This window comes from Hymenobacter elongatus (genome assembly GCF_004745955.1).
Classification (GTDB): Bacteria; Bacteroidota; Bacteroidia; order Cytophagales; family Hymenobacteraceae; genus Hymenobacter; species Hymenobacter elongatus.
This window is the reverse complement of the sequence record NZ_SRLD01000029.1, coordinates 1-22,798: the sequence shown is the minus strand read 5'-3', so window position 1 is coordinate 22,798 and position 22,798 is coordinate 1. Positions and strand designations below refer to the sequence as shown.

Sequence of the window (22,798 nt, the reverse complement as noted above, 5' to 3'; positions counted from 1 at the left end):
GGGCTTAAAACTCGTGCAAACGTTGCGCGATATTCCAGCGCAGCGACACGGAGCTAAAGGCCGCCGTGCCGTTGCCGATGGCCGTAGCGTCGCCGGTCTGGCGGCGCACGATCTGCTTGGCATCCAGCCACAGGTTGTGCTTCACCTGGTAGCTGGCCGTCAGGTCGCCATGCAGGAGGTTGGTAGTGTTGCCCTGGCCCACGGTGTTGCCGAACTCCTGCACGCGGGTAGTGTAGGGTTTGAGCACGTTGCCGCCGTAGTTCAGCTCGGGGTCCACGGCAGGCTCGTTGTCGAGGCCCTGCTTGGTATAAAAACCCTTGGCTACGAGGTTGAGGCGGGGCAGGGGCTGGTAGCTTACGATGCCCAGCAACTCATACAGGTTGGCTCCCATGGGGTGAGCCAGGGGCTGCTGGTAGTGCTGGTAGTTGCGGTACTGGTCTTCGTGCTGGTAGGTGTAGGGGCGGATGTAGTTGAACTCCGCCTGCACATCCAGATTGCGAATGCCGGCCACGTCGATGTATTTACCGCCGATTTGGAAAGCCTGCTTGTTGGCCCACCAGCCGTTGCCGGAGCGAATCTGACTAACCACCAGTTCATCGAGCACTACCTGGCCGTAAATCTGGCCGCGCCGCAGCACGTTCCACTTAAAATCCAGCCCCAAAATGGCGTTGTCTTCGGAGCCAATTTGCTGCTCGACGCTGCGGTAGAAGATAATCGGGTTCAGGTACTGTAGCTCGAAGCGCCCTTTGCCCCGCGAAAACATGACCGATTCAAATACGCCTACGTTGAAATCCGACGTTACGTCGAGACTCAGGTGGTGCAGAGCCATGTACTTTTTGGGGTACACTTGGTCGGCTTCCCTGCGGTCGGCGGTGAGTTCGGCAAACAGGTTTTGATAGTTGAATTTCCAGACGCGCGTATTGAGCTTCAGGAAAAAGTACGGAGCCGAATAGTCCGACAGAATCAGGGACCGGTACCCGTTGCCAATAAAATTCCGGTCGTGGCCCAGCTGCACGTTAATGTGCTTCGTGGCCGCGTAGGTCAGGTAGCCGCGAGCCGAGAGGAAGTCGTACTGGTCGGTTTTACCCTTGTAATACTTCCAGTAGCCCTCGTGCGGCACAATGGTGTCGCGCACCACGCGGTTTTGCACGTAGGCAGGCACGGCCATCTGGTTGTCGGCCACGAAGGTGTAAAAGCCTAGTCTCCCATCCACGGTGCCTTCGACTTGCAGGCCCCGGGTGTTGATATAGCGCAGCCCGTCACTTTCGGTATCCTTGCCGGCCTGGAAGTGTACTACCGGGTTCACGCGCAGCGTGAAGTCGGGCGTCTCGACGTGAAACAGGTCGGACTGATTACGGTAAAAGTAGCTCAGAAAGCTCTTGTTGCTTTCGTTCAGGGCCGCGCCCGGGCCAGAGTAGTTCCAGTTGTCGCGCAGCAGATATTCAGCGTTGAAGCGGTCAGCGGCTGAGAGCGGAACTGCAGTAGCGCTGTCACTTGTTATTCGCTCGGCCAACCGGGCAATACCCGCCCGGTGATAAGGCCGCACGGCCGTGTAGGGGTCATGGAGCGAGTCGGGACCGTATTTTATAGCGTAGCGGTCAATGAGACGGTACACATCCTGGTCGAGCGGCACGTAGGTGCTGCCTTGTGTGCTGCGGGAGCGCTGGCGTTGGCTGACAGTGGGTAGGTCGCCGACTACGGGGCTTGCTACCGGAGCGGGGGCATTGGTTGTCGGCGCGTCCGGCTTAGCTTCCTTGCTCTTAACGGGATGATCAAAGATCAGCCACACCGCGTCCGGATCCTTGGCGGGCGGCGGAGTCGTTTGAGCCACGGCGCGGCCCGTCAGCAGGCCCAGCGCAGATAATAAAAAAATTAGCGGTTTCTTCATAAGAACGGGAGGCCGCGCTTCTGTTCGGACGCCCGGCGGGGCAAACCTACGCAGTTCGACGGTGGGAGTTGGGGCCAGGCAGGAAAAGGAACACCGCAGGTCGGTTTCGCACATACGCAGATTAGCGCCCTTGCGGCAACGAACCTAAGTGCGGGTGCCGGCCGGATTGCCCTACTTTTACGGTGCCACTCGTTTTCAGCTACTCGCCTTGTCCTTAGTTTACCTGCCTTTTACTCACCTCGACTTGGCTGCCTGGGATGATTGCGTGGCTGCCGCCGCGCAAGCCGTGCCCTACGCCCACACGGCCTGGCTGCACGCCACGGCCGGCCGCTGGGATGCCGTAGTGGAGCTGGAGGCAGGCTCAGGCCGGTACTTGTCCGTGCTGCCGCTGCCGGTAAAGCGCCGCCCCTGGGGCCGGCAGGTACACCAGCCGGCCTTTACCCAGCAGTTGGGTTTGCTGACCACCGCCGCCAGCCAGCACCGCCGAGTCGAGGAATACGTAGCCGTGGCGGCCGGACGCTTCTCTCAGTTCTATCTCCAGCTGAACACAGGCAATCCGGTACCGGCTGCGACTGACGTCTTCCGCGTGACGACCCGGCAAACGTATTGCCTGCCGCTGGCCACCGACTATGAAACGCTGCGGAAAGGCTACGCGGCCGACTACCGCCGCCGTCTGCGCATCAGCCAGCAGCAGGAGCTGCCGCTGCGAGTGTCGGAAAGTAGCTCAATAGCCGAGTTGCTGGCTTTGTTTCAGCAGCATAAGGGTGGCGAAGTGGCCGGCCTCAGAGCGCGGCACTACCGGCAGCTGCAGGCGCTTACGGTCAGTCTGCAGAAGCTGGGGCAGATTCGGATTCTGGAAGTAAAGAGCCCCCACACCGACGAGCTGCTGGCCGGGGCGTTGTTCGTCAGCACGCCACGGGTGCTTATTTACCTGTTTGCCGCCGCCTCGCCGGCCGGCAAAAAAGTAGCGGCACCCATAGTGCTGCTCGACTATGCTATCCGGGCATACGCGGCCTCGCCTGGCCTCGTGCTCGACTTTGAAGGCGGCATGATTCCGTCGATTGCCCGTTTTTTCGCCAACTTCGGGGCGCAGCCCGTTCCCTACGCGGCCCTCACCAAACCCCGTCAGCCCTGGTATCTGTTATGGAAACGCTAAAGCCCTCCTCCGCCGTGAATTCTTCCGACCGCGTCCATATTGTGTGCGCCGAGCCCTCCATTGCCAACCATTTCCTGGCCGAGCTGCGCGACGTGGATGTGCAGCGCGACAGTCTGCGCTTTCGCCGCAACCTCCAGCGCTTGGGCGAAATTATGGCCTACCGCATCAGCTCCCAGCTCAGCTACACCGAGAAAACCGTGAAAACTCCGCTGGGCGAATCCAGCAGCAAGCAGCTGCGCGACTTTCCGGTGCTGGCCACGGTGCTGCGCGCGGGCCTGCCGTTTCACCAGGGCTTTCTGAACTACTTCGACCAGTCGCCCAGCGCCTTTGCCGCTGCTTACCGCATCGAAGGCACCTCGCAGGTGCAGGTGCAGGTCGACTACCTCTCGGCTCCCAACCTCGACGAGCGGGTCTTGATTCTGGTGGACCCCATGCTGGCTAGCGGTAAGTCGCTGGTGCAAACCTACCGGGCCATGCTGCGCTTCGGCCAGCCCCGGCAGGTGCATATTGCCGCCGTTATTGCCAGCCCCGAAGGCGTGGAATACGTGACGCGTGAAATCCCCGAGGCCACGCTGTGGGTAGCCGCCGTCGACGACCACCTCAACGAGCAGGCCTATATCGTGCCCGGCCTCGGCGACGCCGGCGACCTATCGTACGGCAGCAAACTGTAACACCCCGGTAACGACGCGGAACCAAACCGGCCGGCGCTTACGTGTTATCTTTACGCCTCCCGTTTTTCTTAGCTCCGCAAACGCCGTGTTACCTTATTTCGCCAAGTACGCCTCCGTTTTCCTGCTGAGCATGGTCAAGTTTTTCGCCGGGCCGCTGGCGGGAATATCACTGGGTCTGCCCTTTGTCCAGACTCTGGGCCTTACCGTGGCGGGCATGATGACCAGCGTGGCATTGGTGTCAAGCGTGGGCCGTATGTGGGCCCTGCACATGCGCCAGCGCCGCGAAACGAAAGGCAAGCCTCTCTTTAGCAAGCGCAGCCGCCGCATCGTGGGCATTTTTCGGCGCTTTGGCATGCCGGGCATTGCTTTTCTCACCCCCATTCTGTTCAGTCCCATTGGCGGCACCGTCATTGCCACGCAGCTGCACGTGCCGCGTCTGCGGATTCTGCTGCACATGCTCTGGAGTGCCCTGTTCTGGGGTTTCACCCTCACGCTGCTCACGGTGAAATTCAGTCATCTGCCGTTTTTTCACCGCTAGTCAGGCGGTTAGGTTTCAGGCTAACAAAAAGCCGGTCTGCTGAAGCAGGCCGGCTTTTTTTGTTCTCAAATTGAAGTTGCATCTGTATCTTTCGGTACTGCACGGGCCGTTACTCGGGCGGTAGTCTAGCATTCTATCCTTTCCCCGCCACCACACGCAACCTCTGCGGTGGCACTTGTCTCAGTAGTACATTCTCTCACCCCATTTATTTACTTTATGCCTATTTCTCCACGAAAGATTTTTCTGGCGGCCCTGGGGCTGCTGGCCCTCACCACTGCCGGCCTGCAAGCCCAATCGGTTTCGACCCGGCCAGCGGCCACGCCCCTGACGCTGAGCCGCCCGGCGCATACCGCTCCCAGCAGCCCCATTGCCAATGCCCTGCGCGGTATCAACACTACTGTGGTACGCCCCAGCCAGAGCGTGAATTATTACTGGGGCACATCCAGTAACCAATGGGAGCCGGCAAGTAAAGATCTGTATACCTACGATGCCGGTGGCCGCCCTACGCAAATCGTTTCGCAGGATTCGGCCACCTCGCTGCCCAGTAGCCGGCTTCTGTTGGCCTACGACATCAAGGGCCGGCCTACGGCCACTACCTACCAGAACTGGAACAACAACGCCTGGGAAAATAACAACCGCTACACCACCAGCTACGACGCCTACGGCAACGAAACCGGGTACCTGAGCCAGACCTGGAACGGCAGCACCTGGACTACGGATTTCGGCACTCAGGTCGTGTATGCCTACAATGCGGCCGGCGTAGTGACGGAGGAGATCCGCAAGGAGTATGACAAGGGGTTGTTCGTGAACGAACAGCGCACGGTGTACACCTTCACCAACGGGCAATGGAGCAGCGCCCTGTTTCAGGAATGGGAAAACGGCGCCTGGCAGAACAGGGTGCTCTCGCTCGACGTGGTGTGGTACGACTGGGCCAGCCGCAAGCCCGCTTCTTTCCGCACACAGGAATACGACGGCACCAGCTTCATGGACATGGAGCGCTACAACATCATGTACAGCGCCAATGGTACCATTCTAAGCACCATACAATCCTACGACGGCACAGCCTGGGTGAATGACTACCGCATTTCTGAACCGTATGACAATTACGGCAACGAGCTGGGCTTCACGGAAGAACAGTGGGTGAACAACGCCTGGCGCCTAGAGTACGGCGACCGTAACCTGCTGTTCTACAATGCCAATAACGTGGTGCTGCGCAAGGTGCATCAGCGCTTCGACAACGGCCAGCGTCAGTATACTAACGAGTTCCGCTCCAACTACTCCAACTTCCAGACCATCACGCTGGCTGCAGCTCGCAACGCGGCCCTGGAAGCCCGCGCCACGCTCTACCCTAACCCCGCCGCTGGCCTCGTAACGCTGGCCGTAGCCGATGTGTCCGGCACCGAAGCTGCCACGGGCGAAGTGCGCAATGCCCTGGGCCAGCTCGTGCAGCAGTTCACGGCCCGGCCCCAGGCCGGCCAGCTCAGCACCCAGCTCGATCTGAGCAGTCTGCAAGCGGGCGTGTACACGGTGCGCCTGCAAACCAGCGCTGGCAGCATCGTAAAGCGCGTCGTGCGCAACTGATTTTCGCTACCTGCTTGTGGCAGCAAAAAGCTCCGGACCGTCGTTGGCCGGACCTTTTTTGTGCTTTGGCGAGGCTGCAAAATACCTACTTGTGGGTATTGCAGGAATGAGAGTTAAGAGCGACTTTTGCTGCCTGTTTAAACTCAGATAATCAGCTTACTACCTAAGCTGGCTTGTGTTCAACGCTTTTTTATTCCTCACTTTTCACTACATAGTTCGACTTATGCCAACTTCTCCTCAAAAGATCTTTTTAAGCGTCCTCGGCCTGCTAACGCTTGGTAGTTTTACTGCCTTGGCTCAGGCGGTACCGGCAAAAGAGGCCAACCCGATAGCCCGGTACGCCCAGCATACGGGCAAGCATACCGTTTCCCAGGCGCTGCGCGGCATCAATACCACCGTCGTACGCCCCAGGCGGGCCGTCAACTATTACTGGGACGGAAGTACCAGTAGCTGGAAGCAGTACGTCAACTCCCTGCAGGAATACACCTATGACTCGGGTGCCCGGGTAACCCAGGAGCTTTACAAGGATTCCGCCACGGCAGTAAATAGCTCCCGGTATTTGTATACCTACGATGCGCGCGGTGAAGAAACCAGCTACACCAGCCAAAGCTGGGACAATAACGCCTGGAGAAACGAAAGCCGGTACTTGTCGACGTATGACGCTCGGGGTAACCAAACGGAGTCGCTAAGCCAAAGATGGAACGGTAGCACGTGGACAACTGATTACGGTTCCAAAAGTGCGTATACCTATAACACCGCCGGCGTCCTCACGGAGGAGATACGCCAGGAGCTGGAAAACGGGGTCTACGTCAATAATAGTCGCCAAATATATACAGTGACTAATGGCCAATGGAGCTCCTTGGTGTCTCAGGAATGGGATAACGGCGCTTGGGTAACCGAAGATCGTATCCTCGATATAGTCTGGTATGATTGGGCCAAGCTCCGGCCTGCGTCGTTTCGGACGCAAGAATATGATGGTAATGCCTTCGTCGATAAAGACCGCTACACCATCACCTACGCCGCCAATGGAGGCTCCGTGGAGATAAACCAGCGATACATTAATTCGGCGTGGGTGAACTACAGACGCTATACCAACCTCCAGGATGCCAATGGTAACGAGCTGGGGTACACTGAAGATACATGGGTTAATAATGCCTGGCGTCTGGAATACGGCCAAAAGAATATACTTATCTACAATAGCAGCAACGCCGTACTCCGGAAAGTCGAGCAGCAGTTTGATGAGGATATCCGTCAGTATGTAAACAGCTACCGCTCCAACTACTCCAACTTCCAGACCATCACGCTGGCTGCAGCTCGCAACGCGGCCCTGGAAGCCCGCGCCACGCTCTACCCTAACCCCGCCGCTGACCTCGTAACGCTGGTCGTGGCCGATGTGCCCGGCACCGAAGCGGCCACGGGCGAAGTGCGCAATGCCCTGGGCCAGCTCGTGCAGCAGTTCACGGCCCGGCCCCAGGCCGGCCAGCTCAGCACCCAGCTCGACTTGAGCAATCTGAAGTCGGGCGTGTACACGGTGCGCCTGCAAACCAGCGCTGGCAGCCTCGTGAAGCGCGTCGTGCGCAACTAACCTTTTCTAACGCCTACTGCAACCAAAAAGGCCCCAACCAGCAATGGTTGGGGCCTTTTTTAGTATTCAGCTTAGCAAGCTGCTGGCTTACTTGCTCCGCCGTGCGTTGCGCAGCTTGGCCGCGCCCTTCGCCGCCGGCGACTGGCTCTTGCCCGGCGAGGCCCGCTTCTTCTTGCCTTTCTGGCTACGGTTGGGCCCTTCCACGTAGGGCAGGCCCGTACGCTTGTCGATGCCCTTTTGCAATGGCGTCACCTTGTCGTGGAACGCGCCCTGAAAATCGGCGTCGAGGCGCTTGCGGCGGTCGTCGATTTCGCGGGCCATGCTCTGCTTCTCATCAAACATGGTATCCATCACCTTCACGTCGGGCGGCAGCGGCAGCTCGGGAATGGTCTGGTTGATAAGCTCCTCGATGCGGCCGATGTGGTGCATTTCGGCTTCGTTGGCGAAGGTAATGGCCGCGCCGGTGTGCTGGGCCCGGCCCGTGCGCCCAATACGGTGCACGTAGTCGTCGTACACCAGCGGCACGTCGAAGTTAATCACGTGGCTTACCAGCGGCACGTCGATACCGCGGGCCGCCACATCAGTAGCCACCAGGAAGCGCAGCTCACCGTTGCGGAAAGCCTCCATGGCGTTGATGCGCACATTCTGCCCTTTATTGCCATGGATAGCCCGCACCTCACCCGTTACCTTGCGGCCCAGAAAGTGCGCCACGTTGTCGGCGTGCTCCTTGGTGCGGCAAAAAATCATGACCCGGTGAAAGGTATCGGTGTCCTTGAAGAGGTAGCCCAGTAAGTTGATTTTGGTTAGCAGGTTGGGCACCCGGTACAGCGTCTGCGACACATTCTGGGCCGAGGTAGCGGCCGGCGTCACCTCAATGCGCATCGGAAACTCCAGGAACTCCTCGCTCAGCCGCACCACTCGGTCGGGCATCGTAGCCGAAAATAGCGCGTTTTGCCGCTTGCTGGGAATTACCTCCAAAATAGCCCGAATCTGGGGCATGAAGCCCATATCCATCATCTTGTCGGCCTCGTCCATCACCAGCGTTTTCAATTCCTTGAAAACCAGCGCGCCCTTCAGATACAGCTCCATCAGGCGGCCGGGCGTGGCAATCAGAATATCGACGCCCTTGGCCAGCGTATCGATCTGGGTCTTGGGCCCCAAGCCACCATAGATGGCCAGAATGCGCAGGTCGGTGTGTACGGCCAGCCGTTTCAGGTGGGTTTCAATCTGCATGGCCAGCTCCCGGGTAGGAGCCAGAACGAGGCCGCGCGGGTGGATGCCCTGGGCATATTTTACTTTCATCAGCAGGGGCAGGCCAAAGGCGGCGGTCTTGCCGGTGCCGGTCTGGGCAATGCCCAGCACGTCGTGGCCGGCGAGCAGCAGCGGAATGGTTTGCTCCTGCACGGGCGTCGGCTGCTCGAAGCCGGCTTCGGCTACGGCCGTCAGCAATTGCTTGTTGAGCTTAAAATCGGAGAAGGCGAGCGGCTGCGGCGTATCAGGCATAGTTAAAACAGATTACGAGCAGCAAAGGTACGGGGAATATGGGCGGCAGCGGAACAAGGGGCTACAGGAGAAGATAAAAAAAGTGGTTATTTTTTTGGAAATCATCCTCGAAGCGTTACTTTTGTCGCTCCATTACCAACCTGGTAGATATAGCTCAGCTGGTTAGAGCGTCGGATTGTGATTCCGAAGGTCGTGGGTTCGAGCCCCATTATTTACCCATAGTAGAAGTCCCCGGGGAGAAATTTCCGGGGACTTTTTTTGTTCTTTGTGCCGTTGTGCGAACATCGGCCTATTGCCGAACCCCCACTTATTCCTCTGACTATGAGTCTGGTCGTTATCGGTTCCGTAGCGTTCGACGCGCTGGAAACGCCTTTTGGTAAAACCGACAAAATCATCGGTGGTGCCGCTACCTACATCAGCCTGTCGGCTTCGTACTCGGTAAAGCCCGTGAAGCTGGTAGCCGTAGTCGGCGACGATTTTCCGCAAGCCGATATTCTGCTCCTGCAAGAGCATGGCGCCGATACCGAGGGCCTGCAGATCAAGGAAGGAGAGAAGTCGTTTTTCTGGTCGGGTAAGTATTCCAACGACCTGAACTCGCGCGAAACTCTGGTGACGGAGCTGAACGTGCTGGCTGATTTCGACCCCGTTATTCCCGACAGCTACCAGGATTGCAAATACCTGATGCTGGGCAACCTGGCCCCCGCCGTGCAGCGCCTCGTAATTCAGCGCCTTATTAATCGGCCCCGGCTGATTGTAATGGACACAATGAATTTCTGGATGGACGTGGCTCTGGAAGACCTGATTGCCACCATCGAAATGGTGGACGTGCTCAGCATCAACGATGAAGAAGCGCGGCAGCTATCGGGAGAGCATTCATTGGTGAAGGCCGCCAAGAAAATTATGGAGATGGGCCCTAAATTCCTCATCATCAAGAAAGGGGAGCACGGCGCACTGCTGTTCCACAAGGTGAAGGAAACGCTGAAGATATTCTACGCGCCAGCCCTGCCGCTGGAAGAAGTATTCGACCCCACCGGTGCCGGCGACACGTTTGCGGGCGGCTTTATCGGCTACCTCGCCGCCACCGACGACATTAGCTTCGACAACATGAAGCGCGCCGTGATTCACGGGTCGGCTATGGCCTCGTTTTGCGTAGAGAAGTTCGGCACCGAGCGGCTGCTGAATCTGCAGCAGGAGGAAATTGAAGCCCGCGAGAAGCAGTTTGCCGACCTCGTGGAAGTAATACCTGCTACCTCAGCCCAGCCCGCGTAGGTAGCGCTTGCTCATTAGCAGAAACCCTGCTGGCCTGTCTCATGGTCAGCAGGGTTTTTTGTGTGTTCTTTCACACAACCATTTGCCCGCCGGCACGGTACAACCAGCAGAATCTTCTCACCTAAGCTTTTACCGCCATGAGTAAGCATCAAGATAAAGCACCTACGAATTCGGAGAAATCGAAGGAGCGCGCCGAAGCCAAGCAACACCCCGAGGCAAACGAGCAGAATCAGGAGGCCGCCAATCATAAGGGGGAAGCCCATTCTAACAGCGGCGGCACCCAAATGCAGAACGTGAACCAGAATGGTCTCAACGAAGCCGGCAACCCAACCAAGAATAGCACGCCCGGCGACGGCAACAACGAAGACCAGCGTACGTCGCCCGTAAATAAGCCCCGCAACAATCCGCAAGGCAACAAGCCGATGTCGGTAGACGGCAGCCAGAAGGGCCCCGGCCGCGACGCCGACTAGCCCAGTGCGGAACTAGGAAAAAAGCCCCGTCGTGGTAATACGGCGGGGCTTTTTTGTGCGTAGTAATTTCTGCTGCGGCAGCGCCTAGGGTACCACCCGCATCCGGACCACGCGGGTATCCACGTCGCCGTTGTCGAAAAAATCCTGCTCGAAGAGAATGGTTTTGTTGTCGAGCCAGCGCGGGCCCGTGACGCCCCACTCGGTTTGGCGCTCCCAGAGCTTCTGAAGCTTGTTGCCTTCCACGCTCCAGATTTGCAGGCCGCTGGGCTCGTAGCGGGCCAGCACGTCGGAATTGCCGCACACGAAATGCCGCCCATCGGGGGCCACTGCCGGCGGACTCCACACGCGGGTCCGTCGGCCAGTTCGCTGGTCAACCAGCAGGAAGTAGCCGCCTTCGTACAGGCGCACGGAAATCAGCCACTGCTTGATTTCGGGTAAGCTGCCCACGTATTCGTAGCCGATATTTTTCTCGTAATCCTCGTCGGGATTATTGGTAAGGCGTAGCGGTTTGGCAGCGGAAAGACTCAATACCAAAGAATTTCCTACGCGGCGTACGCTGGGGCCGGCTGCACGCAGCCGCAGCTGCTCTTCGGCAGCAAAGTCAATTTCCTGCTCCTCGGTTTCCGCTTCGGGTGGCAGCCAGGTAGTATGCGGCAGCCGCTGGTATACGTTGCGGGAGCCCTGATGAATGCTGAGCACACGGCCCGGCAGCTGCACCAGCGTATCGAGGTGACCCAGGCGGTAGATGCGCGGTGGTACTGGTGGTGGCAGCGGTGATACCGGCCGCGAGGTCGGGACGCTGGGCTGCATCCGTTCGGCCGGGCCACGGAAGGTACAGCCTCCCAGCAGCAGCTGCGAAGAAACGAAGAAGAACAGGGCCCGGAGCCGTAGCATGTGGTTGACTGAAAAAACGCGCCGCTTAAAATTCCTGTTTGAGCCATAGCCGGAAGCTGGCCTGCTGCTCCGGGGTGGGTTCGGCCAGCTTCTCTACCGTAAATTTTTGCCAGAATTCCTGACCCGCAGTGCCCGCCAAATTGACGGTGAGCAGGCGGTTCTGGCGAAATACGCTTATCTGGTAGCTTGCCGCGTTGTCGGCCAATAGGCTGTGCAGGTTCATATCAACCCGCCGCCCGTTCACCGCTACTATTTCATCGTCTACCGTTAAGGCCGCCGCCGCCGGCGAGCCGGGCAGAATGTCGGTTACTTCCGTACGCTCGTTCTTTACCACCGTCCGAAACCCAAAAACGCCTTCCGCCACCGATACGTTCTGCTCAACCCGCAGCGTACAGCCCACGAAGCTCAGCGCCTTGTCCAGCGGCTCTTCCAGGGGGGCAGTGCCGTACACAAACTTGTCGAAGTACGTCTTCATATCCCGGCCCGCTACTTCGGCCACGATACGGATATAGTCATCTTCGGTATAGCCCAGGCCGGTCTGGCCAAATTCCTGGTACAGCCGCCGCATCACGTCGTCGAGGCTGCGCTGGTGGTTGCTCAGGCGGCGTAGCGTGAGGTCGAGTAGCAGCGCTGCCAGGGCCCCCTTGTGGTACACCGACACCTTGCGGTCGGGTACGCCAGGTTTATAGCCATCGAGCCACAGATCCATCGATGCATCGGCCAAAGACAGGTTGAAGCGGCCGTAGTCGTCGTAGTGCTTGCGCAGTACGGTGTTCAGCTCAGCGAAATACTGCTCGGCCGTGCGCACGTTGCTCCGGGCCAGCAGGTATTCGCCGTAGTAGGTGGTGATGCCCTCGGCTATGAAGCAGGTACGGAAATAGTTTTCCCGCGTGAAGTCATACGGCTGCATCTCGGCCGGCCTGATACTTTTGATGTTCCAGGTGTGAAACAGCTCGTGGCAGCTTACGCCCAACAGCTCCTTGTACAGACCCTCGGTCATGAGCAGCTCGGCGGGGCCCAGCACAATTACCGTCGAGTTGGCGTGCTCCACGCCGTGGTAGTGCTTGTAGGGCAATATCTGGTTCAGGAAATGGTAGTCTGATACCGGAAAACCCCCAAACAGGTCCAGCTGCTCCTCGGTGAAGGCGGCGAAGTCGCCCAGAAACCGGGACCAATCGGGCACGCATTCCCCCTGCACCCAAATGGAGAACGGAATGCCCTGGGCCACATAGGTATGCTGCACCAGCGTAGGGCTGGCAATTAGCGGTGCATCCACCAATGTATCGAAATCAGTAGCCTGGAGCGTATTGGGGCCGCTTTGGGGCAGACCGCAGGCAATTTGCCAGCCTTCCGGTACGTGTAGCTGCAACTGGCATGCTTCCATCTGCCGGCCCTCGATATACATAAAGCACTGCACGCCGTTGAGGTAGAGCTGGGCTTCATCGAGCCACGAGCCGCCCGCGTCCATCTGGTGGGCGTAGAAGTTATAGCTTACCCGCACTGTCCGACCTGCCGCATCGGCTATCTGCCAGCGGTCCTTGGTCAGTTTCCGAGAGGGGAGAAGCGCAGTGGTAGCGGCATCTTCTATCATCACCCGCTGTACTTTCTGGGCAAAATTCTGCAACTCGTATCGGCCTGGTCGCCAGGCGGGTAGCTGTAGCTGCAGCGCCTCAGTAGCCGTGGGGGGCACCTCAAAGGTCATCTGGATCCGCAGGTAAAAAGTGAGCGGATTATCAAATGAAACGGAATAGTGAATCATGGAAAGGCGGGTCGGGGAGGGCCAGAAACTGCTACAAAGCTACGGGGTAACGCGTGGGAACCGGCACGCGTTGGCACATCTGCTGTACGAGTAGTGTACGGAACAATTGGCCGCTGGTAGATGCGTATCTTTGTGCCTGCCGTTGCGGGTTTTTAGGGTTTGGACGGAAAAACCTGCTTCAGTCGTTGCCTTTTCCAAATCAAGGCCGTACCTTTGCCGGCCTTACCTGTCACTGAGTCCTTTACAATATCATGAAACGTACTTTTCAGCCCTCGCAGCGCAAACGCCGCAATAAGCACGGTTTCCGCACGCGCATGGAATCCGTTAATGGCCGCAGTGTGCTGGCCCGTCGTCGTGCCAAAGGCCGTAAGCGCCTGACCGTATCCGACGAAGGAAAACATAAGCGCTAACCCGCTGGCGGCGCCTGCCGTGTCGCCCGCCTCGGCTTCTGTGCCGGGGGCGCGTTCGTATTCGTTTCCGAAAGAAGAACACTTGTGTCGTAAAAAGCTCATTGAGGAGCTTTTTGGCCGGGGTTCTTCTTTTGGTTTATATCCCCTCCGCGTGGTGTGGCTACCCGCCGCCGCGCCTACCTCGGCTCCGCCTCAGGTCCTGGTCAGTGTGTCCAAGCGCAGCTTCAAGCGCGCTGTCGACCGCAACTACATCAAGCGGCTAGTGCGCGAAGCTTATCGGCTCAATAAATACCGCTTAGTGGAAGCCGTGGATGGACACCAAGTAGGCACTGTGGCATTTATCTACACGGGTAAGGAAAAAAAGCCTTTCACGCTGGTTGAAAAAAAATTAATTTCAGGACTGGAGCGTTTGTTATCCGATGCAACTCCCGTCCGGACGACGGAGTCTGTCTCGTAGGCTACTTTTCTCGCTTCTAGTCATCTGTATGCGTAAAACTACCGTTGCTGGCCTGCTCCTTGGGAGTGCTGCCCTGCTTGCCTCCTTTCGGACTGCTTCGGATAACGAGCGGTATTTCGAAATTGCCAAGAACCTCGACATTTTCGCGACTCTTTTTAAGGAAGTGAATACGTTTTACGTGGACGAGGTAGCGCCCGCGAAACTGGTGAAGACCGGTATCGACGCGATGCTCAAGTCCTTAGACCCGTATACAAATTACATTCCTGAGGACGATATTGAGGACTTCCGCACGCTGACCACCGGCCAATACGGCGGCATTGGGGCTATAGTCGTGAAGCGTAGTGGGAAGACCATCGTGCAGAGCGCGTATGAGGGGTATCCGGCCCAAAAAGCTGGTTTGCTGCCCGGCGACGAGATCCTGACTATCAACAGCATTGCTGTTGAAAAGAAGAACAACAGCGACATCAGCAAGCTGCTGAAAGGCCAGGCCAACTCGCTGGTGAAGCTCGAAGTGACGCGTTACGGCCAGGAAAAGCCAATTGAAATCAACATCACCCGCGACAAAATCCAGGTCGATAATGTGCCGTACTACGGTATGCTTTCCCCGGAAGTCGGGTATTTCCAGCTCGGCAGCTTCACCGTCGATGCCGGCAAGGAGGTGCGTATGGCCGTGAGTAAGCTCAAGGAAATGGGCGCCAAGAAAATCGTGTTCGATATTCGCGACAACCCCGGTGGCCTGCTTAACGAGGCAGTGAATATCTCCAACGTGTTCGTCGACAAAGGGGTGGACGTGGTGAGCACCAAAGGCAAGGTGACGGAGTGGAACAAGACTTACAAAGCCCTCGACGCTCCGCTGGATACTCAGATTCCAGTCGTGATTATCACCAGCAGCCGCTCGGCTTCAGCCTCCGAAATCGTGTCGGGCGTGCTGCAGGACTACGACCGGGCCGTGGTGGTAGGCGAGCGGACGTTTGGTAAAGGCCTTGTGCAGGCTACCCGGCCGCTGAGCTATAATTCGCAGCTGAAAGTAACGACGGCCAAATACTACATTCCCAGTGGCCGCTGTATTCAGGAAATCGACTACGCCCACCGCGCCGATGACGGCACACTGGGTAAATTCCCGGACTCGTTGCGCACGGCCTTCAAAACCCAGAGTGGCCGCGTGGTATACGATGGCGGCGGCGTGGCTCCGGATGTGGAAGTGCAGGAAAAGGAAATTGCCGACATCACCCGCGTGCTCATGCAGAAGAACTACGTGTTCGACTACGCCACCCGCTACCGCGCCGAGCACTCCACTATTGTTGCCGCCCGCGAGTTTCAACTGTCCGACGCCGAGTACCAGAAATTTGTGCAGTTCCTGACCGGTAAGGATATCACCTACAGCACCGATATGGAGAAAAGCCTGACGGAGCTATCCAAAAAGGCGAAGGAGGAAAAGCACTACGACGACGTGAAAAGCGAGTTGGATGCTATCCGGAAGAAGGTTTCGACGAACAAAAGCAATGACCTGACCCGCTTCAAGCCCGAAATTCGGGAGCTGTTGGAGCAGGAAATTGTGTCGCGCTACTACTTCCAGAAAGGTGGTATCGAAGCCAGCTTCGACGACGACCCCAATATTCTCACGGCTCTGCAGGTCATCAATGATGCGCCACGCTACGCTGCCCTGCTGAAGCCCGGCACATCGGAAGCCAAAACCCGGCCCGAAGCGAGCCGGAAAACGGCAGGCGGGAAGTAGGAAGTGTATATTTGCAGATAGAAAGCAGGCTCAGTTTTGGGCCTGCTTTTTTGTGACTCTAAACCAATACGCCAGTGGGTGATTTCGTCCTCAACGCAAAACATTGGCAACTATTCCTGCTGCTCAGCTCCACACACGTAGCGCCTTGGTTTATCAGGGATGCTTTTGTTGTTGAGTTGTTGGTGCTGCTCAACGCGTTGCTTTATTTCAGCTGGCTGGCTTTACTGGGAAATAGCTTGTATCGGGCTAGCGGCGGCTTCGCCCATTCGTTATCCTGGTTTTTGCTGGATATCCTGATTCTACTGGTTGCGGTAGGATTCAGCGCAATTATTGAGAGTGACGACTTTCACGTTACGACGAACTCGTTTGAAGCGCACAACACTGGATCTTTACCACTGGTGTGCGTGTTTTTTGCTGCTTTGCATACGCATTGGTTTCCTGCCTCCTTACTACTGAGCGCTGAACAGCAACAGACGCCGGACTTCAGCAACTATCTGGGTACCGTAGTACTGATTTTCTCCTGGCCAGTTGGGATTTGGTTTATCCAGCCCCGCTTGAATCAGATACAAGAACTCTCTTCTGCTCATGACGCTCATCCTTTCTCTTGAAACCTCCTCGTCGGTCTGCTCCGTAGCTTTGCACCGCGACGGGCAGTTGGTGGGCCAGTCGGAGCTGCGGCTGGAAAAGTCGCACTCCTCGCATCTGACTGTATTAATTCAGCAGCTACTGGATAACACAAGCTGCACCTTACAAGATCTGGCGGCCGTGGCCGTATCCGATGGGCCGGGTTCCTACACGGGGCTGCGCATCGGCGGGGCGGCGGCCAAGGGCTTGTGCTACGCACTGACTATTCCGCTGATAGCCGTAAGCACGCTCCAGGCGTTGGCTTACCAAGTGGCCGCCTTCACACCGCGCGCCGAGGGCTTGCTGTTCTGCCCCATGCTCGATGCCCGGCGGATGGAAGTATACAGTGCCCTCTACACGCACGAGGGGCAGGAAGTGCTGGGCCCGGCCCCGCTCATTCTGGATTCAGATACGCTGACCGAACAATTAGCCCACCATCGTTTGTTGTTCTTTGGAAACGGTGCGGCGAAGTTCGAGCCTCTTCTAAATACGCCGAATGCGGGTTTTCTGCGCGGTATCGAGCCTTCTGCCAGTGCGGTAGGAGCATTGGCCCAGCAGGCTTTCCAGCGCCAGGAGTTTCGGGACGTAGCCTACTACGAGCCTTTTTATTTGAAGGAAGTACACACGACCACCCCCAAGGTTAGAACGTAGAACTCAGAATGTAGCGCTTAGAATTCGGCAGCGGCCGTAGGGCAGCGCTGCATCCAAGCTCTCAGGATACCACCATGGAAGACTTTATCAACCGCGTGGCGCAAAGCGCCCTGACTTCCCTCAATCTGGAAGAACTCATTCATCCGGGCGAGCGGGTGGTGTATGATATCAAGGAGAACCTGTTCCACGGCTTGATGCTGCGCGAAAAGGATTTCCGCGAATTTATCAAAACCCACGACTGGAGCCAGTACGATGGTAAAAACGTAGCCATCATCTGCTCGGCCGACGCTATTGTGCCTACCTGGGCCTACATGCTGCTGGCCTCCAAGCTCCAGAATCATGCGCACCGCTACGTATTTGGCACTCTGGAAGCCCTGGATCAGGAGCTTTTCCACGAAGCCATTGCCGCCATCAACGCCGAGGATTTCCGCGACGCAAAGGTAGTAGTGAAGGGCTGCGGCACAATTCCGGTGCCCACCTACGCCTACGTGGCCATTATGCAGAAGCTGCTGCCCGTGACGTCCAGTATCATGTATGGCGAGCCATGCAGCACGGTGCCGCTGTACAAACGCCCCAAAGTACAGGCCTAAAATTCAGGCGCTTCTCAGGCACAGAAAAGCCCATCAGTCTCTGCTGATGGGCTTTTCTGTGCCTGAGAAGTAAGGTCAATGAGGTTGGCGAGCTAGGTGCAGTTGGCAGAATATGCATCTTTGATTGACCAACGAAACTTGCATGCCTCTGCCACTTAGCGTCCAACCTTACAAAATTAGTTTCCTGACCGGTACTGCCATCGTCATTGCCAATATGGTCGGAACGGGGGTTTTTACCAGCCTGGGGTTTCAGGTGGTCGGTATGCAAAGTGGGTTTGCATTGTTGATGTTGTGGATAGTGGGAGGGGTTATTGCCTTATGTGGCGCGCTATGCTACGGCGAACTGGCCGCCGCTATGCCTCGGTCGGGGGGTGAATATCATTACCTGTCCGAAATTTACCATCCGGCTTTGGGGTTCCTGTCCGGTTGGGTGTCGGCCACCGTGGGGTTTGCGGCACCCACGGCATTGGCGACTATGGCGCTGGGCAAGTATGCCGCCAGCGTGTGGCCGAGTTTGGAGCCCCGGTTCTTATCCGTGGCCGTAGTACTGCTGCTTACTGGGGTTCATGCCACCAGCCGCCGGGCCGGCAGCCAACTGCAGGTTGTCGTTACAGCTATAAAAGTAGGAGTGCTGTTGGTTTTTGTCGTCGCGGGCTTTGGGGAGGCCACGCCGCAGCCTATCGTCTTCCTGCCCGTAGCGGCCGATTGGCAGCAGATTCTGACTCCGACCTTTGCCGTTTCGCTCATTTATGTATCGTATGCCTACTCGGGCTGGAACGCCGCCGTTTACCTCACCGGCGAAGTTACCGATCCGCAGCGCAATCTGCCCCGGATTCTGTTGGCTGGTACGGTCGTGGTACTCCTCTTATATGTAGGCCTCAACTTTGTGTTTCTGTATTCGACTCCTATTCCCCAATTAGCCGGTCAGCTAGAAGTGGGGTACGTGGCCGCCAGCTATATTTTTGGCCCGGCTATCGGGCGGTTTATGGGGGCCGTCATTGCGGTGCTGCTCGTGTCTACGGTCAGCTCCATGATTTTTGCCGGGCCGCGTATCATCCAGGTAATGGGAGAAGATCTGCCGGCGCTGCGCGGGTTGGCCGTCGTCAGCAGCAACGGTATTCCGGTGCGGGCTATGCTGCTGCAAACCGTTCTCACGCTGGTCTTCATTCTAACGGCCACCTTCGAGCAGGTGCTACTCTACGCCGGGTTTATTCTGAGCCTGCTCACGTTTCTGACGGTGCTGGGTTTGTTTGTGCTGCGCCTGCGCCGCCCGACCTTACTGCGGCCTTACCGGGCCTGGGGCTACCCGCTCACGCCGCTGCTGTTTCTGGCCTTGAGTGGCTGGACTCTGGTATTTATTCTGCGCGATAAACCGCTGGAGTCGCTCTACGGCCTTGCCACGCTGGCGGCAGGAGCCATTGTGTACTTCATTGGCCGACGGCTAAAGGCAGTATGAGAAATGCCGGAATTTCTCCGCGAGGCCAAACGTCTACAGTTGCCATCTCCTATGTTTCCCGCCGCTACCTTTCCAAACCCTTCCTGCATGCGTTTACCTTTCGTCTGGTCCATGTTGCCAGTATTCCTACTAACTCTGGTCAGTTGCTCCGAGCAAAGAAAGCCTGCACCCGAACTGGCTGCTCTCCCAACTGCCATCCTGCCAACGCCCCCTGCTGACACAGCCGCGACTCAACCCCTCGTCTCCGCCGACACCACCTATCTACAGGACGTAGCCGCTTACATGGCCGGTAGCCGTGTAAGCCGCCGAAGCGAGCTACGCTCTCTGACGTCTTCGCCAGCCTGGCAGGGGTTTGCCGCCGATGCCGATAAAAGCTGGCTCAGCTACCATCAAACCCGTACCGCCAAAATTCAGCAATGGGCTACCTCTGAGCTGGATTCCGTCCGGGCCGTGAGTCCCACCATCTTTTATCCCTTCAGTGGCCCCGACTTGCTCAATGTTGTCACCATGTTCCCGACCAGTGAAACGTATGTATTGGTTGGCTTGGAGCCCGTTGGCACAGTTCCGCACCTGAGCACCTTGGCCAATCCGAAGCTCTACTCCGCCCTGAAAGCCTCTCTGTGGTCCGTGCTAAACTTCAGCTTCTTCCGTACCAATGATATGGCCATCGATTTGAAGTCAGTGGAGTTGGATGGAGCCTTACCGCTCATGATGCTTTTCGCCGCCCGCACCAATAACCAGATTACCGCCATCCGCTACGTGCAACTCGACAACCAGGGCCGGCTCACAGAATCTGACACCGCCGCTATTCGCAAGCCCGGGCCTAAGATCATTCCTGGGGTAGAAATGAAGCTAACCGACAAGACAGGGCAGGCAAAGACTGTGTATTACTTCTCTGCTGACCTCAGCGACTGGAAACTCGGCGTCACCAAACAGGCCGCTCTGCAGTACGTCCGTTCCCTCGGGCCTCTGACTACCTACGTCAAGTCGGCAACCTACCTCATGCACAAAAGCTATTTTTCCAAGGTTCGTAACCTGATTTTGGAACGTAGCGCCTATGTACTGCAGGATGACTCCGGTATTGCCATAAAGTACTTCCGTCCGTCCGATTGGAAGTTTATCTACTATGGCACCTATAAGCGGCCCATCAACCTATTTGCCAAACTCTATCAGCCGGCCCTCACCCAAGCCTTTGCCGACACTACCCATAGGCCCCGCCCGTTGCCTTTTGGTACCGGTTACAACTGGCGCCAAAACGACTCCAATCTTTTGCTTGCTCGGCGGCAGTCCGCACCCGTAGAATAAATCACGCTACAATTCGCCACTGGGGCTCCAGCTTCAGTAGGAGGAGCTTGTTGTGTGCTGCAGCTGCTTGGGAAGTCGGTATAATCAGTTCAGAACGTCATGTCTGAGCAGGCGTTCGACAGCCTTCCCAAGCAGCTTCGTTGCGAGTAGCCCTTTTTGTCAACACACTATATATAATAGAGTAGTGAAAATGCGGGAAACAGGACAAGCATTAAGCGCTGCTGCACTCGTTATACTGAGCCTGACGTTGCTCACGCTCCCAAAGGCGGCTTCGTCGAGGCGACGGCCACTTTCGCTGCCTGCCCAAAGCAACACCGACAGCCCGCTGCTGGACAGCCTACTTCGTGCCGATCCACAGCTTGCTCCAATCATCAAGCGCGCCAACGAACACGAGGTTCAGATCATTTATACCCAGATTCATCGTGACGAACAAAACCAGCCACACTTTACGCAGCACAATTTTCACCTCAACGCCCGCCAATACTTCAACCCGGCCAGCTTAGTAAAGCTCCCTGTCGCCGCCTTAGCACTAGAAAAGCTCAACCAGCTGCACCAGCCCGGACTCAATCTGAATAATTCACTGTCAATTGGCGCAGCCTTCCGCTGCCAAACGCCCGTTCCGTATGTAGTTCCCTCAGATTCTGACCAACTCAACACAATTGGCAACTATATAAAGCGGATGCTGCTCGTCAGTGACAATAGCGCTTACAACCGGCTGTATGAATTTCTTGGCCAACGCTTCCTTAATGAGCGTCTCTGGTCCCTGGGCTACCCCACCGTTCGCATCGTCCGGCGCTTTGCTCCCTGCGATGCCGCTGCCAATCGATATACCAACCCTTTCATATTCTACAATCAACAAGGAGAGCCCATCTACAAGCAGCCCGCTGCTATCAACACTTACCCGCTAGGTTTCCCACTTGGCCGTATCACCAAAGGCAACGGTTACCAAGCTGGGGGCCAGATCGTGAAAAAGTCTTACGATTTCACAACGGCGAACTATCTGCCATTGCAGCAGGCAACAGATCTGCTCAAAGCCATCCTTTTTCCCGAACAAGCCCCCAGAAACCAGCAGATGAATCTGACGACTGTTGACTATGCTTTTCTCCGCCGCTACTTGTATAAAACACCACATGCCTCTAACATATCATTATACACTTCAAATAAGTACCACGATGCATACAAGAAATATCTCTACTACGGGCGCAGCCCCAAAGCTCGTAGCCACCCAAGCTTGCGTATTTACAATGTTGTAGGTATGTCACACGGTTATCTAGCCGATGTCGCCTATTTTGCTGATGCTACTCAACAGACCGAATTCCTGCTGAGTGCAGTCATTTACGTAAATAAAGACGGTATCATTAACGACGGAGCATATGAATACGAATCTGTCGGATTACCTTTTCTAGCCCGACTAGGCCAGATAATCTATCAATACGAAGTCGCCAAAAACTATATAAAGCGTCCTCAACTCCACAATACGTTCAGTAAAGACTGATACTGCTCCCGGCTTTTGCCAGAGCAAGCGGATTCTTCCAGGTTAATAACCTTTCGATAAAAGGTTATTAACCAAGCTTATGCTGACCGTCATCATATCTCGGCTATACTATGCCTCAGAAAAAGGGAATACCATAGTTGGATCTTTCCGTTTGAAGCCCCACCTTTGCCCTCCCGAATCGAACGGAGGCGGGCAGTGCAGCAGAAAACCTTTTCTCGATTTGTTTTGGAAAAGCGGGGTGTGGCGTTACCTTTGTCCTCCCGAATCGAGAGGAGGCGAGGGAGCTGCCAGTCGGCGAAACTTTTTCAGCTGTAGTGTTTGGAAAGTGGCGACGAAGGGTGTTACCTTTGCAGCCCGCTTCAACAGGAAGGGGGAAGGAAGTGATTCAAGCGGCCAGCGGGCGAAAAAAGAAAGTTTCTTTTTTACTTGCGAAACGAAAAAGAGTTGTTACCTTTGCACTCCCAATCCGAACGAGGATTGCGAAACACGAACAAAACACACGATCAGCGGTGCTGGTCCACGGTTCTCCCGACAGGGGAGGGCACACGTTCTTTGAATAGTTGGAAATGACAAATAGGTAAGTCTTGCCTCTGGCGACAGGGGCAAGCAAACAAGCGACCACGAACGAGACAGTCTCGTTAATACGAGTCGGATCAGCACTCGACATCAGCTCATGTTCGCATGAGTGTAGGATTTTATACAATGGAGAGTTTGATCCTGGCTCAGGATGAACGCTAGCGGCAGGCCTAATACATGCAAGT

Annotated in this window: 20 protein-coding genes, 1 tRNA gene and 1 rRNA gene; 18 read left to right on the top strand and 4 right to left on the bottom strand. The window is 56.6% G+C overall.

All coding sequences use genetic code 11. The annotated features are described in order from the left end of the window. Positions 1-4: 4 nt before the first annotated feature. On the bottom strand, positions 5-1,888 hold the full coding sequence (locus tag E5J99_RS14460; RefSeq protein WP_167852146.1) for a capsule assembly Wzi family protein: 1,884 nt from the start codon (positions 1,886-1,888) through the stop codon (positions 5-7). Between the two features lie 244 nt (positions 1,889-2,132). On the opposite strand from E5J99_RS14460, the gene E5J99_RS14455 reads away from it, so the two are divergent. From E5J99_RS14455 to E5J99_RS14435, 5 genes are all read left to right on the top strand, one after another. Beyond that, on the top strand, positions 2,133-3,044 hold the full coding sequence (locus E5J99_RS14455; RefSeq protein ID WP_167852145.1) for a GNAT family N-acetyltransferase: 912 nt from the start codon (positions 2,133-2,135) through the stop codon (positions 3,042-3,044). After that, the gene (gene upp / locus E5J99_RS14450) at positions 3,032-3,715 is read left to right on the top strand and encodes a uracil phosphoribosyltransferase (protein WP_135498525.1); all 684 of its coding nucleotides are present in this window, start codon (positions 3,032-3,034) and stop codon (positions 3,713-3,715) included. The genes E5J99_RS14455 and upp overlap by 13 nt, the downstream gene beginning before the upstream one ends. A gap of 85 nt (positions 3,716-3,800) precedes the next feature. After that, positions 3,801-4,253, top strand: coding sequence for a hypothetical protein (locus E5J99_RS14445; RefSeq protein ID WP_245319001.1), 453 nt, complete (start codon positions 3,801-3,803; stop codon positions 4,251-4,253). A 216-nt stretch (positions 4,254-4,469) separates the two neighbouring features. Next, positions 4,470-5,834 carry a T9SS type A sorting domain-containing protein gene (locus E5J99_RS14440; RefSeq protein WP_135498524.1) on the top strand — a complete coding sequence of 455 codons (1,365 nt, stop codon included), beginning with the start codon at positions 4,470-4,472 and terminating at the stop codon, positions 5,832-5,834. A 292-nt stretch (positions 5,835-6,126) separates the two neighbouring features. Next, positions 6,127-7,419, top strand: coding sequence for a T9SS type A sorting domain-containing protein (locus E5J99_RS14435; protein ID WP_167852144.1), 1,293 nt, complete (start codon positions 6,127-6,129; stop codon positions 7,417-7,419). An 87-nt stretch (positions 7,420-7,506) separates the two neighbouring features. On the opposite strand, the gene E5J99_RS14430 is transcribed toward E5J99_RS14435, so the two are convergent. Continuing rightward, the gene (locus E5J99_RS14430) at positions 7,507-8,922 is read right to left on the bottom strand and encodes a DEAD/DEAH box helicase (RefSeq protein ID WP_135498522.1); all 1,416 of its coding nucleotides are present in this window, start codon (positions 8,920-8,922) and stop codon (positions 7,507-7,509) included. Between the two features lie 143 nt (positions 8,923-9,065). Here E5J99_RS14430 and E5J99_RS14425 point away from each other — a divergent pair. The 3 genes from E5J99_RS14425 to E5J99_RS14415 all read left to right on the top strand — a co-directional run bounded on the left by E5J99_RS14425 (position 9,066) and on the right by E5J99_RS14415 (position 10,661). Next, positions 9,066-9,139, top strand: a tRNA-His gene (locus tag E5J99_RS14425). Positions 9,140-9,243: 104 nt separating this feature from the next. After that, positions 9,244-10,191, top strand: coding sequence for a PfkB family carbohydrate kinase (locus tag E5J99_RS14420; protein ID WP_135498521.1), 948 nt, complete (start codon positions 9,244-9,246; stop codon positions 10,189-10,191). Positions 10,192-10,328: 137 nt separating this feature from the next. Continuing rightward, a complete protein-coding gene (locus E5J99_RS14415; protein WP_135498520.1) occupies positions 10,329-10,661 on the top strand; it encodes a hypothetical protein in 333 nt (110 codons plus the stop codon). A gap of 84 nt (positions 10,662-10,745) precedes the next feature. Here E5J99_RS14415 and E5J99_RS14410 read toward each other — a convergent pair whose 3' ends face one another. Together E5J99_RS14410 and E5J99_RS14405 are read right to left on the bottom strand one after the other, a co-directional pair. Beyond that, positions 10,746-11,555: a hypothetical protein gene (locus tag E5J99_RS14410; RefSeq protein WP_135498519.1), complete on the bottom strand. Its 810-nt coding sequence runs from the start codon at positions 11,553-11,555 to the stop codon at positions 10,746-10,748. A gap of 25 nt (positions 11,556-11,580) precedes the next feature. Further along, positions 11,581-13,314: a M61 family metallopeptidase gene (locus tag E5J99_RS14405; RefSeq protein WP_135498518.1), complete on the bottom strand. Its 1,734-nt coding sequence runs from the start codon at positions 13,312-13,314 to the stop codon at positions 11,581-11,583. Between the two features lie 251 nt (positions 13,315-13,565). On the opposite strand from E5J99_RS14405, the gene rpmH reads away from it, so the two are divergent. The 10 genes from rpmH to E5J99_RS14355 form a co-directional block, all read left to right on the top strand. After that, positions 13,566-13,724: a 50S ribosomal protein L34 gene (gene rpmH, locus E5J99_RS14400; protein ID WP_135498517.1), complete on the top strand. Its 159-nt coding sequence runs from the start codon at positions 13,566-13,568 to the stop codon at positions 13,722-13,724. A 19-nt stretch (positions 13,725-13,743) separates the two neighbouring features. Further along, complete coding sequence (locus tag E5J99_RS14395; RefSeq protein ID WP_245318998.1) at positions 13,744-14,181, top strand: ribonuclease P protein component; 438 nt, start codon at positions 13,744-13,746, stop codon at positions 14,179-14,181. Positions 14,182-14,209: 28 nt separating this feature from the next. Then, complete coding sequence (locus E5J99_RS14390; RefSeq protein WP_135498516.1) at positions 14,210-15,916, top strand: S41 family peptidase; 1,707 nt, start codon at positions 14,210-14,212, stop codon at positions 15,914-15,916. 74 nt (positions 15,917-15,990) lie between these two features. Continuing rightward, positions 15,991-16,524 carry a hypothetical protein gene (locus E5J99_RS14385; protein ID WP_135498515.1) on the top strand — a complete coding sequence of 178 codons (534 nt, stop codon included), beginning with the start codon at positions 15,991-15,993 and terminating at the stop codon, positions 16,522-16,524. Continuing rightward, on the top strand, positions 16,502-17,191 hold the full coding sequence (gene tsaB / locus E5J99_RS14380; protein ID WP_135498514.1) for a tRNA (adenosine(37)-N6)-threonylcarbamoyltransferase complex dimerization subunit type 1 TsaB: 690 nt from the start codon (positions 16,502-16,504) through the stop codon (positions 17,189-17,191). Before E5J99_RS14385 ends, tsaB begins: the two co-directional genes overlap by 23 nt. A gap of 74 nt (positions 17,192-17,265) precedes the next feature. Continuing rightward, entirely contained in the window at positions 17,266-17,781 is a 516-nt protein-coding gene (locus E5J99_RS14375) for a DUF2480 family protein (RefSeq protein ID WP_135498513.1), read from the top strand. Between the two features lie 142 nt (positions 17,782-17,923). After that, positions 17,924-19,237 carry an APC family permease gene (locus tag E5J99_RS14370; RefSeq protein WP_135498512.1) on the top strand — a complete coding sequence of 438 codons (1,314 nt, stop codon included), beginning with the start codon at positions 17,924-17,926 and terminating at the stop codon, positions 19,235-19,237. 282 nt (positions 19,238-19,519) lie between these two features. Further along, a complete protein-coding gene (locus E5J99_RS14365; RefSeq protein WP_135498511.1) occupies positions 19,520-20,542 on the top strand; it encodes a hypothetical protein in 1,023 nt (340 codons plus the stop codon). Between the two features lie 190 nt (positions 20,543-20,732). Beyond that, the gene (locus E5J99_RS14360) at positions 20,733-22,037 is read left to right on the top strand and encodes a serine hydrolase (RefSeq protein ID WP_245319009.1); all 1,305 of its coding nucleotides are present in this window, start codon (positions 20,733-20,735) and stop codon (positions 22,035-22,037) included. A 699-nt stretch (positions 22,038-22,736) separates the two neighbouring features. Next, positions 22,737-22,798 (top strand): 16S ribosomal RNA (locus tag E5J99_RS14355); the annotation flags it as partial.

What these genes read in the sequence shown, in the direction of transcription:
- E5J99_RS14405 (WP_135498518.1), bottom strand. Translation starts at nt 13,314, where the DNA reads ATGATTCACTATTCCGTTTCATTTGATAATCCGCTCACTTTTTACCTG.
- E5J99_RS14440 (WP_135498524.1), top strand. Translation starts at nt 4,470, where the DNA reads ATGCCTATTTCTCCACGAAAGATTTTTCTGGCGGCCCTGGGGCTGCTG.
- E5J99_RS14370 (WP_135498512.1), top strand. Translation starts at nt 17,924, where the DNA reads ATGCCTCTGCCACTTAGCGTCCAACCTTACAAAATTAGTTTCCTGACC.
- upp (WP_135498525.1), top strand. Translation starts at nt 3,032, where the DNA reads ATGGAAACGCTAAAGCCCTCCTCCGCCGTGAATTCTTCCGACCGCGTC.
- rpmH (WP_135498517.1), top strand. Translation starts at nt 13,566, where the DNA reads ATGAAACGTACTTTTCAGCCCTCGCAGCGCAAACGCCGCAATAAGCAC.
- E5J99_RS14420 (WP_135498521.1), top strand. Translation starts at nt 9,244, where the DNA reads ATGAGTCTGGTCGTTATCGGTTCCGTAGCGTTCGACGCGCTGGAAACG.
- E5J99_RS14360 (WP_245319009.1), top strand. Translation starts at nt 20,733, where the DNA reads ATGCGGGAAACAGGACAAGCATTAAGCGCTGCTGCACTCGTTATACTG.
- E5J99_RS14375 (WP_135498513.1), top strand. Translation starts at nt 17,266, where the DNA reads ATGGAAGACTTTATCAACCGCGTGGCGCAAAGCGCCCTGACTTCCCTC.
- E5J99_RS14415 (WP_135498520.1), top strand. Translation starts at nt 10,329, where the DNA reads ATGAGTAAGCATCAAGATAAAGCACCTACGAATTCGGAGAAATCGAAG.
- E5J99_RS14460 (WP_167852146.1), bottom strand. Translation starts at nt 1,888, where the DNA reads ATGAAGAAACCGCTAATTTTTTTATTATCTGCGCTGGGCCTGCTGACG.
- E5J99_RS14365 (WP_135498511.1), top strand. Translation starts at nt 19,520, where the DNA reads ATGGCCGGTAGCCGTGTAAGCCGCCGAAGCGAGCTACGCTCTCTGACG.
- tsaB (WP_135498514.1), top strand. Translation starts at nt 16,502, where the DNA reads ATGACGCTCATCCTTTCTCTTGAAACCTCCTCGTCGGTCTGCTCCGTA.
- E5J99_RS14410 (WP_135498519.1), bottom strand. Translation starts at nt 11,555, where the DNA reads ATGCTACGGCTCCGGGCCCTGTTCTTCTTCGTTTCTTCGCAGCTGCTG.
- E5J99_RS14390 (WP_135498516.1), top strand. Translation starts at nt 14,210, where the DNA reads ATGCGTAAAACTACCGTTGCTGGCCTGCTCCTTGGGAGTGCTGCCCTG.
- E5J99_RS14430 (WP_135498522.1), bottom strand. Translation starts at nt 8,922, where the DNA reads ATGCCTGATACGCCGCAGCCGCTCGCCTTCTCCGATTTTAAGCTCAAC.